This is a genomic window from Pseudomonas sp. P4_D7 (genome assembly GCF_056401755.1).
In genome coordinates, this window is record NZ_JBFUIR010000014.1 from 1 (window position 1) to 14,457 (window position 14,457).

Here is a 14,457-nt window from a genome sequence, read left to right on the forward strand (position 1 = left end):
CCCCGAGGCCCGCCGACTTTTGCACAACGCAGCGATGTCGGCTAGCCGTACGATAGCCTGGAAAGGGTTTTACGAAGCCCAAAGAGCACGGGGTTTCAGCACCACGCAGGCGTTGGTGATGCTGGCTCGCAAACTTGCTCGGGTGGTATTCGCCTTGCTGAAAGGGCAAAGCGAATATCAGGCAAAAGTCAGTTGAGGGCTTCCCCTCAACCATAGAATCTCCCACAGTTGAAATGCATTCCAAATGCGGGAGCGAGCCTGCTCGCGAAGGCGCCGGGACTATTGAGGGAGATTTCGGATCAACGCCCTTTCTTCCAGAGCCACGCCCCGACCAGAATCCCCATCGCGCACAGCACCGCCACATAGTAGGCAGGCCCCATCGCGCTTTCTTTCAGCAGCAGGCTGACCACCATCGGCGTCAACCCGCCGAAGATCGCGTAAGCCACGTTGTACGAGAACGACAATCCACTAAAGCGCACCACCGGCGGGAACGCCTTGACCATCACGTACGGCACCGCACCAATGGTGCCAACCAGAAAACCGGTCAGCGCATACAGCGGGAACAGCCAGTTCGGGTGATCGGCGAGGCTGTGATAGAAGGTCCATGAGCTGATCAGCAAACCCAGGCAACCGAAGACGAATACCCGGCCGGCCCCAAAGCGATCCGCCAGTGCGCCGGAAATGATGCAGCCGATGCTCAGGAACACAATCGCCAGACTGTTCGATTGCAACGACTCGGTCGGCGAGAAGTGATAGACCGTTTGCAGCACGGTCGGGGTCATCAGGATCACCACAACGATCCCGGCCGACAGCAACCAGGTCAGCAGCATCGAGATCGCAATCGCCCCGCGATGATCACGCAGCACTGCGCGCAGAGGCACTTCTTCAGCCAAGGCTTTACGCAGTTGCAGCTCGGCGAATACCGGGGTTTCGTGCAGCCAGCGGCGCAAGTAAACCGAGAACAGGCCGAACACACCGCCCAGCAGGAATGGAATACGCCAGGCGTAATCGGATACTTCCGCCAGCGTATAAATGCTGTTGATCGCGGTGGCGACCAGCGAGCCGAGCAAAATGCCGGCGGTCAGGCCGCTGGTGAGGGTGCCGCAGGCGTAACCCATGTGCTTTTGCGGTACGTGTTCGGAAACGAAGACCCACGCGCCCGGTACTTCGCCACCAATCGCCGCGCCCTGAATGACCCGCATCAATAGAAGAAGGATCGGCGCCCACAGGCCGATCTGCGTGTAGGTTGGCAGCAGACCCATGATCAGGGTCGGCACGGCCATCATGAAAATGCTCAGGGTGAACATCTTCTTGCGCCCCAGCAGGTCGCCGAAGTGTGCCATGACGATGCCGCCCAGCGGTCGCGCCAGATAGCCGGCGGCGAAAATGCCGAAGGTCTGCATCAGGCGCAGCCACTCGGGCATGTCGGCGGGGAAGAACAGCTTGCCGACCACGGTGGCAAAGAAAACGAAGATGATGAAATCGTAGAACTCCAGCGCGCCACCGAGGGCGGACAGCGACAGAGTCTTGTAGTCATTGCGGGTCAACGGTCGTGCGGGTTGCTCGGGCTGCGCGAGGCTCGAAGGCGCTGTGGTCATGGCAAGGGCTTCTCTTATAGTCGGATCTGCCGCCACAACAACGCTGGCGGTGGCTTGGGCAGGTTCGGCACCATAGCAAATTGTTCGAAAAAGCACATAGAGGTGCGTATTTGACGGTCGAAATGAGAACCGGATGGTCGTCGCGGAGTCTACCGACCGATATACTCGCAACCTGCTCCGGTTTGTAGGGGGTTGCTGTGCGAAAACGTCGTTGGCCCGGCCTTTGCTCGGGATTAGCCGGTTTCGCAGAGTTTCTCCTTAGGCGCCTGATGGAAAACGTGACGAACGTAGTATGTTCGGTGCTGAATCGTTTTTCCCGAAGACGGCTACCACCAGCAATACCAACGAAGAGTCACGGGTCAGAGGCACCCCCGGCATGATAGAGCTCGAACAAGAAGATCCGATCCCGCAAGGCGACCTGGCCCTGCAAATCACCGCACTCCCACGCGAAACCAACGGCTTTGGCGATATTTTCGGCGGCTGGCTGGTGGCACAGATGGATTTGGCCGGCACCGCAATGGCCAGCCGTGTCGCTGGCGGACGCGTCGCCACCGTCGCCATCGACCGCATGGCGTTTCTCGTGCCTGTGGCTGTCGGCGCGCAATTGTCCTTTTATACCCAGACCCTGGAAATCGGCCGCAGCTCGATCCAGATGATGGTCGAAGTGTGGAGCGACGACCCGTTGTCCAGCGAGTGGCGTAAAGTCACCGAAGCGGTCTTCGTCTTCGTCGCCATCGACGGCAGCGGTCGCACTCGCTCGGTTCCACCACGCGCGCGTTAAACATCGTCGCCGTTTTACGGTCGATAGTTGTCCTTGTTACTGATCGAGAGCTGTCCCATGAACACGCCCAACGTTGAAGCCGTGAAACTGGATGAACTGAACTGCTGGCGTATCCGCCACGGTCAGGCCGAAGTGCTGGTGGCCCAGCAAGGCGCGCACATCCTCAGTTATCAGATCGATGGCCAGCCGCCGATCATCTGGCTCAACGACAAGGCCGAGTTCAAGACCGGCAAAAGCATCCGCGCCGGTGTACCGGTGTGCTGGCCGTGGTTCGGCAAGTTCGAGCGTAACCCGCAGAGCGTGCAGGCCATGTTTACCGGTGAGCAACCGGCACCCGCGCACGGTCTGGTGCGGGCGATGGATTGGGAGCTGGGCGGCATCGAATCGGAGGCTGACGGCGTCAAGGTCGAATTCAAGCTGCCCTACCCCGAAGGTGGCCTGCCGGGCTGGCCACATCAGGTCGATCTGACCCTGACCCTGCATTTGTCCGAGCAACTGAGTTTCAGCCTGACCAGCCATAACCGTGGCAGTGACAGCGTCAGCCTGAGCCAGGCGCTGCACACTTACTTCGCGGTCAGTGACGTGCGCAATGTGCATGTCGATGGCGTGGATGGTTTGAATTACATCGAGACGCTGGATGACTGGAAAACCACCAGTCAGCAAGGTGCTCTGCATTTTGCCGGAGAGACCGACCGCATCTACCTCGATGCTCCGCCACAGCTGAGCATTGTCGATCCAACGTGGGAACGACGCATTGTGCTGACGGCTACCGGTTCGCGCACGGCGGTGATCTGGAACCCGTGGATCGACCGTGCCGCCGCGCTGGCCGACATGGATAACGATGGCTGGCAGCGCATGCTGTGCATCGAGACGGCGAATGTGATGGATGACGTGGTTACGCTGGCACCGGGTGCGAGCCATACCATGGGTGTTAGCGTCGGCAGCCAACCGCTTTAAGACGCGCCGCAATACGAAATGTGGGAGCGAGCTTGCTCGCGAAGGCGTTGTATCAGTCAACATTCAAATGTCTGACACACCGCTTTCGCGAGCAGTCTCGCTCCCACAATTGTTTTGTATAGGTCCTACAGATCAGATTCCTGCACCACCCGCACCTTGTCCGCTTCCAGCGCATACGCCGCATCGGCCAGATCATTGCTGACCTTCTCGACCTTCAGCGTGCCGGTCACCCACAGCGGCGTGTAGATATCGTCCAGCTTCAAGCCTTTCGGATAACGCACCAGCACCAGTTGATTCGGTGGCGGTGGCGGCACATGGATGCACGCGCCCGGGTACGGCACGAGGAAGAACAGCGTGCTGCGACCCTTGGCGTCGGATTCCAGCGGCACCGGATAACCACCGATGCGGATGTGCTTGTCGTTCATCGACGCCACGGTTTTGGTCGAATACATCACTGCCGGCAGACCTTTGGCCTGCTTCATCCCGCCCTTCTCGGTGAAGGTGCCGGTGGCTTCCGGGGAGTTGTGGTCGATTTCTGGCATGGCCTCGAGGGCCTTTTGGTCCGACTTGGGCATCAGTTCGAGCCAGTCGGTTTCCGGCAGTTCGCCGGCGTGGGCCAAAGCGCTACCCAGGAAAAGGAGAGTCAACAAAAGACGGCGCATGAAGGTGCTCGGTATAGAAAGGAAAGAACAGTAAATCGCCGAGCATTCTAGCCCTCCCGGCCACTTTGGCAGAGAGGGCTTTGTCGCTTTGGATCAGTTCTTTTTGATCAGGCCGTAGATCACCAGCAACACGATCGCGCCGACCAGTGCGCCGATGAAGCCTGCGCCCTGACCTGCCTGATAGATGCCCAAGGCCTGGCCGCCGTAGGTGGCTGCCAGCGAACCGCCGATACCGAGCAGGATGGTCATGATCCAGCCCATGCTGTCATCGCCCGGTTTCAGGAACCGCGCCAGCAGGCCGACGATCAAGCCGATAAAGATGGTTCCGATAATTCCCATGGCATTTCCCTCTGAATAGTAGATATGCGAAGCCTAGTCAGACTTTAGCATCCTGCCATCAGAGAACGGCGGCACCTGAATGGTTCCGCCGCTGGCACATGAAACTGTCGTTACTCAGCGATCAACGCTTCGACCTTGACGATCTGCGCCTGCAGCGTGGCCATGTCGGCGCAGCGCAGGTTGGCGTGACCGACCTTGCGCCCGGCCTTGAAGGCCTTGCCGTAGTGATGCAGATGGCAGTCTTCGATAGCGATGACTTTCTCAACCGGCGGTACAACACCGATGAAGTTAAGCATCGCGCTCTCGCCGACTTTGGCCGTCGAGCCCAGCGGCAGGCCGGCAACGGCGCGCAGATGGTTTTCGAACTGGCTGCACTCGGCGCCTTCGGTGGTCCAGTGCCCGGAGTTGTGCACGCGCGGGGCGATTTCGTTGGCCTTGAGGCCACCGTCGACTTCAAAGAACTCGAACGCCATGACGCCGACGTAGTCGAGTTGCTTGAGCACGCGGCTCGAGTAGTCTTCGGCCAGCGCCTGCAACGGGTGATCGGTACTGGCCACCGACAGCTTGAGGATGCCGCTGTCGTGGGTGTTGTGCACCAGAGGATAGAACTTCGTTTCACCATCGCGGGCACGCACGGCGATCAGCGAGACTTCACCGGTGAACGGCACAAAGCCTTCCAGCAGGCAGGCAACGCTGCCCAGCTCGGCGAAAGTGCCGACCACGTCTTCCGGCTTGCGCAGGACTTTCTGGCCCTTGCCGTCATAACCCAGGGTGCGGGTTTTCAGCACGGCCGGCAGACCGATCGAAGCCACCGCAGCGTCCAGATCGGCTTGCGACTGAATGTCAGCGAAAGCCGGAGTCGGGATGCCCAGGTCCTTGAACATGCTCTTTTCGAACCAGCGGTCGCGAGCGATGCGCAGGGCTTCGGCACTCGGGTAGACCGGGACGAATTGCGACAGGAATGCCACGGTTTCGGCCGGGACGCTTTCGAACTCGAAGGTCACCAGATCGACTTCATCGGCGAGTTGGCGCAGATGATCCTGATCGCCGTAATCGGCCCGCAGGTGTTCGCCCAGCGCAGCGGCGCAAGCGTCCGGCGCAGGGTCGAGAAAAGCGAAGTTCATGCCCAGCGGCGTACCCGCCAGAGCCAACATGCGACCCAACTGGCCGCCACCGATTACACCGATCTTCATCTCAACAACCTCAGGCAATACGTGGGTCTGGATTGTCCAGGACGCTGTCTGTCTGCTCGGCACGGAAGGTTTTCAGTACCGCGTGGAACTGCGGATGCTTGGCGCCGAGGATGCTCGCCGAGAGCAGGGCAGCGTTGATCGCGCCGGCCTTGCCGATGGCCAGGGTGGCGACCGGAACGCCCGCTGGCATCTGCACGATCGACAGCAGCGAGTCGACGCCAGAGAGCATGGCCGACTGCACCGGCACACCCAGCACCGGCAGGTGGGTCTTGGCCGCACACATGCCTGGCAGGTGGGCCGCGCCACCGGCTCCGGCGATGATCACCTCGATGCCACGACCTTCAGCCTCTTCGGCGTACTGGAACAGCAGATCCGGGGTGCGGTGGGCAGAGACCACTTTGACCTCGTACGGGATGCCGAGCTTTTCCAGCATATCGGCGGTGTGGCTAAGGGTGGACCAATCGGACTTGGAGCCCATGATCACGCCAACCAGTGCACTCATCGTCGCGCCTCTTCTCTCTGGAGCGCCCGCAGGCGCGTCATAAAACAACAAGCCACGCAGGTTGCGTGGCTTGATTGTACGAAAAATGGCCGGACGTGCCGGCCGAAGGCCGCGCAGTATACCGCAAAGAAAGCAATAAACAGCCCCCCGCACGACCATCTGTCATCTGCCGCAAATGCCCGGTTTTATTGACTTGAAGGTCAGCGACAGAACACCGCAAATCCCCTGTAGGAGTGAGCCTGCTCGCGATGGCGGTGTATCAGTCACATCATCGTTGAATGTGCAGACGCTATCGCGAGCAGGCTCACTCCTACAAGGGGGCCGCGTAGGCTCAGGAAGCTTGGGCAGCGCCACCCTCGAGCTTGCGCCACAGCAGGCGTACGTTGGCTTTGCGTACCAAGGCGCAGCGGTAGAGGCGAATTTCCAGCGGCACATGCCATTGCGGGCCGCCGCAGACCACCAGCTCGCCACGAGCCAGCTCAGCACGCACGCTCAATTGCGGTACCCAGGCGATACCCAGGCCTTCCAGTGCCATGCTTTTCAGACTGTCAGCCATCGCCGTTTCGTAAATAGTGGTGAAACGCAGCTGACGCTGACGCAGCAAACCATTCACCGAACGCCCGAGAAACGCACCGGCGCTATACGCCAGCAACGGCACGCTCGCATCACCTTCGAGATCGAACAGGGGCTTGCCCTCGGCATCCGCCGCACACACAGGGAGCATTTCCGTCTGGCCCAAATGCAATGAAGGGAAAATCTCCGGGTCCATCTGCATTGCCGCATCCGGATCGTAGAACGCCAGCATCAAATCACAGCCACCTTCGCGCAACGCATGCACCGCATCGCCGACGTTGGTTGCAACCAATCGGGTGGCGATGTTCAACCCTTCATTACGCAACTGCGCGATCCAGCGCGGGAAGAAACCCAGCGCCAAGGAGTGAGCGGCAGCGACCTGCATCACTTCGCCCTGCCCGCCTTCCAGATGATGCAGATGGCGTAGCACTTCACCGAGCTGTTCAACCACCGTGCGCGCGGTCACCAGAAACAACTGCCCCGCTGCCGTCAGTTCGATCGGCGTGCGCGAGCGATTGACCAGAGTCAGCCCCAGCGCAGCCTCCAGACTGCGAATCCTTCGACTGAACGCCGGCTGGGTCACGAAGCGCCGTTCGGCCGCCTGCGAAAAGCTGCGGGTGGCGGCCAGAGCACTGAAGTCCTCGAGCCATTTGCTTTCCAGATTCATCACGTCCTCCAGGACACGCACCAAAACAGGTCACACGTCTGCCGCGCACGCGGCGTCACACGGGCATTATGCCGAATGTGCATAGGGCAGTGCTGAACAGCATTGGCCCAAAATTTCCCACAAGCCTAGCATTCGCAGCGTTCCGGCACAGACCGGGTCCATATCGAGATGATTTCTATCATGTCCTCCGCTGCATCTTTCCGCACAGAAAACGACCTGCTTGGCGCCCTCGAAGTACCGGCTCAAGCGTATTACGGCATCCAGACCCTGCGAGCGGTGAACAACTTCCGTCTCTCCGGCGTTCCGATTTCGCATTACCCGAAACTGGTTGTCGGCCTGGCGATGGTCAAACAGGCCGCCGCTGACGCCAACCGCGAGTTGGGTCACCTGAGCGAAGCCAAGCACGCTGCCATCAGCGAAGCCTGTGCCCGATTGATCCGCGGTGATTTCCACGAAGAGTTCGTGGTCGACATGATTCAAGGTGGCGCCGGTACTTCCACCAACATGAACGCCAACGAAGTAATCGCCAACATTGCTCTGGAAGCAATGGGTCACCAGAAAGGCGAGTACCAGTACCTGCACCCGAACGACGACGTCAACATGGCGCAGTCGACCAACGACGCCTACCCAACGGCGATCCGTCTGGGTCTGCTGCTCGGTCACGACACCCTGCTGGCCAGCCTCGACAGCCTGATTCAGGCGTTCGCGGCCAAGGGCAAAGAATTCGATCACGTCCTGAAAATGGGCCGTACCCAGCTGCAAGACGCCGTGCCGATGACCCTCGGCCAGGAATTCCGCGCGTTCGCCACCACCATGGGCGAGGACCTGGCGCGTCTGAAGTCGCTGGCCCCGGAACTGCTGACTGAAGTGAACCTGGGCGGCACCGCGATCGGTACCGGCATCAACGCCGACCCGCGTTATCAAGCGCTGGCTGTACAGCGTCTGGCCCTGATCAGCGGTCAACCGGTAGTGCCGGCGGCCGACCTGATCGAAGCGACTTCCGACATGGGCGCCTTCGTGCTGTTCTCCGGCATGCTCAAGCGCACCGCGGTCAAACTGTCGAAGATCTGCAACGACCTGCGCCTGCTGTCCAGCGGCCCACGCACCGGCATCAACGAAATCAACCTGCCAGCGCGTCAGCCAGGCAGCTCGATCATGCCCGGCAAGGTCAACCCGGTAATCCCGGAAGCCGTGAATCAGGTGGCGTTCCAGGTCATCGGTAACGACCTGGCGCTGACCATGGCAGCCGAAGGCGGCCAACTGCAGTTGAACGTGATGGAGCCGCTGATCGCCTTCAAGATCTTCGACTCGATCCGCCTGCTGCAACGCGCCATGGACATGCTGCGCGAGCACTGCATCGTCGGCATCACCGCCAACGAAGCGCGCTGCCGCGAACTGGTCGAACACTCGATTGGTCTGGTTACCGCACTGAACCCGTACATCGGCTACAAAAACGCCACCCGTATTGCCGGCCTCGCCCTTGAAAGCGGCCGCGGCGTACTGGAACTGGTGCGCGAAGAAGGTCTGCTCGACGAAGCCATGCTCGCCGACATTCTGCGCCCGGAAAACATGATTGCTCCGCGTCTGGTTCCGCTTAAAGCCTGAGCCGACGCGTAGTTTGTAGCACCGCTCACCAGGTCGAGGGACTAGACACCTCTCACCTTTTGAGGGCTTGGGGATTTGTCCCCAAGCCCTTTTTTTTAACTTTCTGACCCTGAGACCCGTATGTCTGGGGACTGAACAATGGGGGAGTCCGCTCCCACAAAAAAGCAGTTCCCGCACAAGCCCGGCGCCGGTAACGCCGGGTGTTTCACAGCTTCGTTTCGTCGCTTGCACCACAACCGTGCAGACGGGCGCCGCACTGATCGGTATAGTGCCGCCCCTCTTCGCGTGAGCGGTCGTCGGTAACGAGGCCACAACCCATGCGAAACCCGAACTAATAACAAACCCGCGAAATGGATCCGGGACGAAACCATCGCCTCACCTGTCGTGCCGTGCGCACACCGGTGTAACACGATATTTCTACCATCCAGCATTTGCTCACACAAAAAACAGCGAGGAAAAATCCATGCTCGAAGTCATCAACGACTTCCTCTCAGGGAAAGTACTGATCGTGCTCATTGTCGGGCTCGGTAGCTACTTCACGATTCGCTCGCGTTTCGTTCAATTGCGGCACTTCTTCCACATGTTCGCGGTGTTCCGCGACAGCCTCAAAGGCAGCGCCGGGCAACTCAGCTCGTTCCAGGCCCTGATGCTCAGCCTTGCCGGCCGTGTCGGTGCAGGCAACATCGCCGGTGTCGGCATCGCCGTGACCCTGGGTGGTCCAGGTGCGGTCTTCTGGATGTGGGTGACCGCACTGGTCGGCATGTCCAGCAGCTTCTTCGAATGCACCCTGGCCCAAGTCTACAAGCGCGCCGATGGCGACGGCCTGTACCGTGGCGGTCCGGCTTACTACATCCAGCACGGCCTGAAACTCAAAGGCATGGCGGTGGTGTTCTCGGTCCTGCTGCTGGTCACCTACGGCTTTGCCTTCATTGGCCTGCAGTCCTACACCGTGACTCACTCGCTGCAGAACGCCTTTGAATTCAACCCACAACACACCGGTATCGTCCTGGCAGTGTTGCTGGCCATCACCTTCATCGGCGGCATCAAGCGCATCGCCTCGGTGTCCGACCTGCTGGTACCGATCAAGACCCTCGCCTATATCGGCGTGACCCTGTACGTGATCGGTACTCAGATCGAACACGTACCAGCCATGCTGGAAACCATCTTCAAGAGCGCCTTCGGCCTCGACCCGGCCTTTGGTGGCCTGCTCGGCAGCGCCATTGTCATGGGCGTGAAGCGTGGCGTGTTCGCCAACGAAGCAGGCCTGGGCAGTGCGCCGAACGTCGCCGCCGTGGCTGCCGTGAAGCACCCGGGTGCCCAGGGCGTGGTTCAGGCCTTCAGCGTGTTCCTCGACACCTTCGTGATTTGCACCTGCACCGCGCTGCTGATTCTGCTGTCGGGCTTCTACACCCCGGGCTTCGAAGGTGACGGCATCGTCCTGACCCAGAACTCGCTGGCCGCTGTGGTCGGTGACTGGGGTCGCATGTTCGTCAGCGTCGCGCTGTCGCTGTTCGTCTTCACTTGCATCCTCTACAACTACTACCTGGGCGAAAACAGCCTGCAGTTCCTCACCCGCAACCGCGCCGCGCTGATGATTTTCCGCGGCCTGGTGCTGGCGCTGGTGGTATGGGGTTCGATGCAGGACCTGTCGACCGTGTTCGCCTTCGCTGACATCACCATGACCTGCCTGGCCTTCGTCAACCTGATGGCCCTGGCCATGCTGTTCAAGGTCGGCATGCGTGTAATGCGCGACTACGACGAGCAGCGCCGCGCCGGCGTTAAACAGCCCGTTTTCGACTCCAGCAAATTTACCGATCTGGATCTCGACCTGCAGGCCTGGCCGACCAACCCGTCTGCCGCTGCCGGCAAGACCGAAGCCGAGCCGCAAGGCGTGCCTGCAGCGCAACGCTGACAGGTGAATGACGGGCGCATCCCCTGCGCTCGTCAGTTATTGTGATGCAATAACTTGTAGGAGCGAGCCTGCTCGCGATAGCTGTCTTTCAGCCAACACCAATGTTGAATGATGAACCGCTATCGCGAGCAGGCTCACTCCTACAATGTCATCTCTTGTGGAGACCCTCAGATGATTGCCAATTCCTACCCAGCCGCCCAACACGTCATGGTGCTCTACACCGGTGGCACCATCGGCATGCAGGCCAGCGCCAACGGTCTGGCCCCGGCATCCGGTTTCGAAGCGCGGATGCGCGACTACTTGCACAGTCAGCCTGAGCTCGTTGTGCCGCAGTGGCGTTTCCGGGAAATGTCGCCGCTGATCGACAGCGCCAACATGACCCCGGCCTATTGGCAGCAACTGCGTGAAGCGGTGGTCGATGCCGTGGATGTGCAAGGCTGCGACAGCGTACTGATCCTGCACGGCACCGACACCCTGGCTTACAGTGCGGCGGCGATGAGCTTCCAGTTACTGGGGCTGAATGCTCGCGTGTGTTTCACCGGCTCCATGCTGCCGGCCGGTGTTACCGACAGCGATGCCTGGGAAAACCTCGGCGGCGCACTGGTCGCCCTCGGCGAAGGCCTGACGCCCGGTGTGCATCTGTACTTCCACGGTGAGCTACTGGCGCCAACCCGTTGCGCGAAGGTGCGCAGCTTCGGCCGTCATCCGTTCAAACGACTTGAGCGGCAGGGCGGCGGCGTGAAAGCGCCTTCGATTCCAGCGTCGTTGAACTACAACCAGCCGAAGCAACTGGCCAAGGTTGCCGTGCTGCCACTGTTCCCCGGCATCAGCGCCGAAGTCCTCGATGGTCTGCTCGACAGCGGCATTCAGGGTCTGGTGCTGGAGTGCTACGGCAGCGGTACAGGGCCGAGCGACAACCCTGAGTTTCTGGCAAGCCTTGGCCGTGCGCGGGATAACGGTGTGGTGGTGGTTGCCGTGACGCAATGCCATGAAGGCGGCGTTGAGCTGGATGTTTACGAGGCTGGCAGTCGATTGCGCGGTGTAGGCGTGTTGTCCGGTGGTGGCATGACTCGTGAGGCGGCGTTCGGCAAGTTGCATGGCCTGCTCGGTGCTGGGCTTGAAACTCAAGAAGTGCGCCGACTGATCGAACTGGATCTGTGTGGTGAGCTGCTCTGAGCATAACTCTGGATCGGCCCTCACCCTAGCCCTCTCCCGGAGGGAGAGGGAACTGACCGAGTTGTTTTTCGCTGTCCGTCGACCTGATAAACCGTGTCGATCGTGGATTCGGCAGAGATGTCTCACGTCGATGGATCTCGCCAATATCCCCCAATCGGCCCCCTCTACCTTTGGGAGAGGGTTGGGGTGAGGGGCTGCTGCGGCATGCAACTTGCTGCATTCCAGCCATCCTCAGGCTGGAAGATCTTATGCTCCACTCCCACCTCACCACCCTCAACGCCGTCTCGCTAATCCTCAACACCTTCAAAGCCGAAGGCCTGTCGAGCGAAGCGTTGCTGGCCGGCAGCGGCATCAGTGCGGCGGATCTCAGCCGGGCCGACACGCGCATCACCACCAATCAGGAGATGCAGGTTTGCGCCAATGCGGTCGCGCTTAAGCACGACATCGGTCTGGAACTGGGCCGGCGCATGCACGTTTCCTGCTACGGCATCCTTGGCTATGCCTTGCTGACCTGTGCCACCTTCGGTGACGCTTTGCGTCTGGCGATTCGTTATCCGGCGCTGTTGGGAACACTTTTCGAACTCAGTCTGGAGGACGATGGCGAACGCGTCTGGTTCGTCGCTGCCGATTATCGCGAGAGCCCGGCGATGGCGGTGTTCAATGCCGAGTTCTGCCTGGTGTCGCTGAAAGTCATTTGTGATGACCTGCTCGGGCATCCGCTGCCCTTGCTCGCCACGCGCTTCGAACACGCCGCACCGGATTACCGTGACAGTTATGCCGAGCACTTCGACAGCCCGCTGCACTTCGCCGCCAAGGACAACGCCTTCGCCTTCGACCGTCACTGGCTCGATCAACCGCTGCCGCTGGCCGATGCCATCACCCATCAAGCCATGGCCGAACGCTGCCGCAAGCAGAACCTTGAGTTCACCGGACGCCAAGCGTGGCTCGGGCGCATCCGCCAGTTGCTCAGCGCCCAACTGAACGCCGCGCCGGGGCTGGAAGGTCTCGCGCAACAAATGAAGTGCTCGCCACGCACTCTGCGCCGGCATCTCAAGGACATGGGCTGCAGCTATCAGGAATTGCTCGATGAACTGCGCTTCGAGCGAGCCAAGCAGATGTTGTGTGAGGATCAGTTGCCGATCTACCGCATCGCCGAGACCCTTGGCTTCAGTGAGACTGCGAGCTTTCGTCATGCCTTCGTGCGGTGGAGCGGCGTGGCGCCGAGTCAATTCCGGGCCTGAGGGGCGAATTGCGGTCAGTTTTTTTGGCCGTATCCATCCCCTTTTGGCCTTTCCTGCCGTTCTCCGATTCGCCACACACCGCAACACTGGGAGCAACCGAATCAGCCCTGCGGAGAACAACAAATGCTGACGATCTACTCGGACGATCACCACCTGCACCATGGCCGCTGCGAACTCATCGATGGCCAACTGAAGCCGTGCTTCGAGATGCCGTCGCGCGCCGACCATGTGCTGCAGCGCGTTAAAAACCAGAAGCTCGGCTCGGTCGAAGCGCCGAAGGATTTCGGTCTGGAGCCGATCGCCCGCATCCACAGCCGTGACTACCTCGACTTTTTCAAAGGCGCGTGGGCGCGCTGGACTGAATTCAATACCGACGGCGATCTGCTGCCCTACACCTGGCCGGCGCGCACTCTGCGTGCAATCAAACCGACCAGCCTGCACGGCCAGCTCGGTTATTACAGCTTCGATGGCGGCGCACCGATCACCGCCGGCACCTGGCAAGCGGCGTACAGCGCGGCGCAAGTGGCCCTGACCGCACAAGCGGAAATTCAGCGCGGCGCGCGCGCGGCCTTCGCCTTGTGCCGGCCACCGGGACACCACGCCGCCAGCGATTTGATGGGCGGTTATTGCTACCTCAACAACGCCGCCATCGCCGCACAAGCCTTTCTCGATCAGGGCCACAGGAAAGTCGCGATCCTCGACGTCGATTACCATCACGGCAACGGTACGCAGTCGATTTTCTATGAGCGCAGCGACGTGCTGTTCACCTCGATCCACGGCCACCCGGAAGCAGAATTTCCGTTTTTCCTTGGCTACGACGATGAGCGTGGCGAAGGCGCTGGGGAAGGCTTCAACTTCAACTATCCGCTAGCCGCCGGCTCCGGCTGGGACGTGTGGAGTGCGGCGCTGGATCAGGCCTGCGATGAGATCGATCGCTACGGCGCCGACATCATTGTCGTATCGCTCGGCGTCGACACCTTCAAGGATGACCCGATTTCGCAGTTCAAACTCGACAGCCCCGATTACCTGGCGATGGGCAAGCGCATCGCTGCACTCGGCAAACCGACATTGTTCGTCATGGAGGGCGGTTACGCTGTGGAGGAAATCGGCATCAACGCGGTGAACGTACTGGAAGGCTTCGAACGATAACCGGATTCCCGTCGCAATCGTAAACACCAGACCCGCCCAGGCGGGTCTTTTTTTGCCCGCAATATGTATGTACCGCACGTGCGCCGCCGCTCGCCGCTACCT

The 14,457-nt window shown here is 60.5% G+C and carries 13 protein-coding genes and 1 pseudogene; 8 read left to right on the forward strand and 6 right to left on the reverse strand.

What is annotated here, in order from left to right:
- Positions 1-196, forward strand: a pseudogene (locus tag AC1DVF_RS11255) (IS110 family transposase); the annotation flags it as partial.
- Positions 197-299: 103 nt separating this feature from the next.
- On the opposite strand, the gene AC1DVF_RS11260 reads toward AC1DVF_RS11255, so the two are convergent.
- Complete coding sequence (locus AC1DVF_RS11260; RefSeq protein WP_477782464.1) at positions 300-1,598, reverse strand: MFS transporter; 1,299 nt, start codon at positions 1,596-1,598, stop codon at positions 300-302.
- Positions 1,599-1,974: 376 nt separating this feature from the next.
- Here AC1DVF_RS11260 and AC1DVF_RS11265 point away from each other — a divergent pair, with 376 nt between their 5' ends.
- Both AC1DVF_RS11265 and AC1DVF_RS11270 read left to right on the forward strand, forming a co-directional pair.
- Complete coding sequence (locus tag AC1DVF_RS11265) at positions 1,975-2,379, forward strand: acyl-CoA thioesterase (protein ID WP_003229628.1); 405 nt, start codon at positions 1,975-1,977, stop codon at positions 2,377-2,379.
- Positions 2,380-2,436: 57 nt separating this feature from the next.
- On the forward strand, positions 2,437-3,336 hold the full coding sequence (locus AC1DVF_RS11270) for a D-hexose-6-phosphate mutarotase (protein ID WP_257356625.1): 900 nt from the start codon (positions 2,437-2,439) through the stop codon (positions 3,334-3,336).
- 125 nt (positions 3,337-3,461) lie between these two features.
- Here AC1DVF_RS11270 and AC1DVF_RS11275 read toward each other — a convergent pair whose 3' ends face one another.
- From AC1DVF_RS11275 to AC1DVF_RS11295, 5 genes are all read right to left on the reverse strand, one after another.
- Complete coding sequence (locus AC1DVF_RS11275) at positions 3,462-3,998, reverse strand: DUF3299 domain-containing protein (protein WP_477782465.1); 537 nt, start codon at positions 3,996-3,998, stop codon at positions 3,462-3,464.
- 93 nt (positions 3,999-4,091) lie between these two features.
- A complete protein-coding gene (locus tag AC1DVF_RS11280; RefSeq protein WP_003229635.1) occupies positions 4,092-4,337 on the reverse strand; it encodes a GlsB/YeaQ/YmgE family stress response membrane protein in 246 nt (81 codons plus the stop codon).
- Positions 4,338-4,447: 110 nt separating this feature from the next.
- The gene (locus AC1DVF_RS11285; RefSeq protein WP_047596872.1) at positions 4,448-5,530 is read right to left on the reverse strand and encodes a 5-(carboxyamino)imidazole ribonucleotide synthase; all 1,083 of its coding nucleotides are present in this window, start codon (positions 5,528-5,530) and stop codon (positions 4,448-4,450) included.
- A gap of 10 nt (positions 5,531-5,540) precedes the next feature.
- Positions 5,541-6,032, reverse strand: a complete 492-nt coding sequence (gene purE, locus AC1DVF_RS11290) for a 5-(carboxyamino)imidazole ribonucleotide mutase (RefSeq protein WP_085579114.1) — start codon at positions 6,030-6,032, stop codon at positions 5,541-5,543.
- A gap of 331 nt (positions 6,033-6,363) precedes the next feature.
- Entirely contained in the window at positions 6,364-7,272 is a 909-nt protein-coding gene (locus tag AC1DVF_RS11295) for a LysR substrate-binding domain-containing protein (RefSeq protein WP_093429621.1), read from the reverse strand.
- A gap of 180 nt (positions 7,273-7,452) precedes the next feature.
- On the opposite strand from AC1DVF_RS11295, the gene aspA reads away from it, so the two are divergent.
- The 5 genes from aspA to AC1DVF_RS11320 all read left to right on the forward strand — a co-directional run bounded on the left by aspA (position 7,453) and on the right by AC1DVF_RS11320 (position 14,355).
- A complete protein-coding gene (aspA, locus tag AC1DVF_RS11300) occupies positions 7,453-8,877 on the forward strand; it encodes an aspartate ammonia-lyase (RefSeq protein WP_095049638.1) in 1,425 nt (474 codons plus the stop codon).
- A gap of 463 nt (positions 8,878-9,340) precedes the next feature.
- Positions 9,341-10,789 carry an alanine/glycine:cation symporter family protein gene (locus AC1DVF_RS11305; protein ID WP_093429619.1) on the forward strand — a complete coding sequence of 483 codons (1,449 nt, stop codon included), beginning with the start codon at positions 9,341-9,343 and terminating at the stop codon, positions 10,787-10,789.
- A gap of 171 nt (positions 10,790-10,960) precedes the next feature.
- On the forward strand, positions 10,961-11,965 hold the full coding sequence (locus AC1DVF_RS11310; RefSeq protein ID WP_099757546.1) for an asparaginase: 1,005 nt from the start codon (positions 10,961-10,963) through the stop codon (positions 11,963-11,965).
- Between the two features lie 248 nt (positions 11,966-12,213).
- Positions 12,214-13,206, forward strand: a complete 993-nt coding sequence (locus AC1DVF_RS11315; protein ID WP_116254211.1) for an AraC family transcriptional regulator — start codon at positions 12,214-12,216, stop codon at positions 13,204-13,206.
- A gap of 123 nt (positions 13,207-13,329) precedes the next feature.
- Positions 13,330-14,355 (forward strand): histone deacetylase family protein, encoded by a 1,026-nt coding sequence (locus AC1DVF_RS11320; protein WP_093429616.1) that lies wholly within the window; start codon positions 13,330-13,332, stop codon positions 14,353-14,355.
- The last annotated feature ends 102 nt before the right edge of the window (positions 14,356-14,457 follow it).

Bases quoted from the DNA above. Each gene is read 5' to 3' on its own strand.
- purE (WP_085579114.1), bottom strand. From the start codon at position 6,032: ATGAGTGCACTGGTTGGCGTGATCATGGGCTCCAAGTCCGATTGGTCC.
- AC1DVF_RS11305 (WP_093429619.1), top strand. From the start codon at position 9,341: ATGCTCGAAGTCATCAACGACTTCCTCTCAGGGAAAGTACTGATCGTG.
- AC1DVF_RS11280 (WP_003229635.1), bottom strand. From the start codon at position 4,337: ATGGGAATTATCGGAACCATCTTTATCGGCTTGATCGTCGGCCTGCTG.
- AC1DVF_RS11310 (WP_099757546.1), top strand. From the start codon at position 10,961: ATGATTGCCAATTCCTACCCAGCCGCCCAACACGTCATGGTGCTCTAC.
- AC1DVF_RS11275 (WP_477782465.1), bottom strand. From the start codon at position 3,998: ATGCGCCGTCTTTTGTTGACTCTCCTTTTCCTGGGTAGCGCTTTGGCC.
- AC1DVF_RS11270 (WP_257356625.1), top strand. From the start codon at position 2,437: ATGAACACGCCCAACGTTGAAGCCGTGAAACTGGATGAACTGAACTGC.
- aspA (WP_095049638.1), top strand. From the start codon at position 7,453: ATGTCCTCCGCTGCATCTTTCCGCACAGAAAACGACCTGCTTGGCGCC.
- AC1DVF_RS11320 (WP_093429616.1), top strand. From the start codon at position 13,330: ATGCTGACGATCTACTCGGACGATCACCACCTGCACCATGGCCGCTGC.
- AC1DVF_RS11295 (WP_093429621.1), bottom strand. From the start codon at position 7,272: ATGAATCTGGAAAGCAAATGGCTCGAGGACTTCAGTGCTCTGGCCGCC.
- AC1DVF_RS11315 (WP_116254211.1), top strand. From the start codon at position 12,214: ATGCTCCACTCCCACCTCACCACCCTCAACGCCGTCTCGCTAATCCTC.
- AC1DVF_RS11260 (WP_477782464.1), bottom strand. From the start codon at position 1,598: ATGACCACAGCGCCTTCGAGCCTCGCGCAGCCCGAGCAACCCGCACGA.
- AC1DVF_RS11265 (WP_003229628.1), top strand. From the start codon at position 1,975: ATGATAGAGCTCGAACAAGAAGATCCGATCCCGCAAGGCGACCTGGCC.
- AC1DVF_RS11285 (WP_047596872.1), bottom strand. From the start codon at position 5,530: ATGAAGATCGGTGTAATCGGTGGCGGCCAGTTGGGTCGCATGTTGGCT.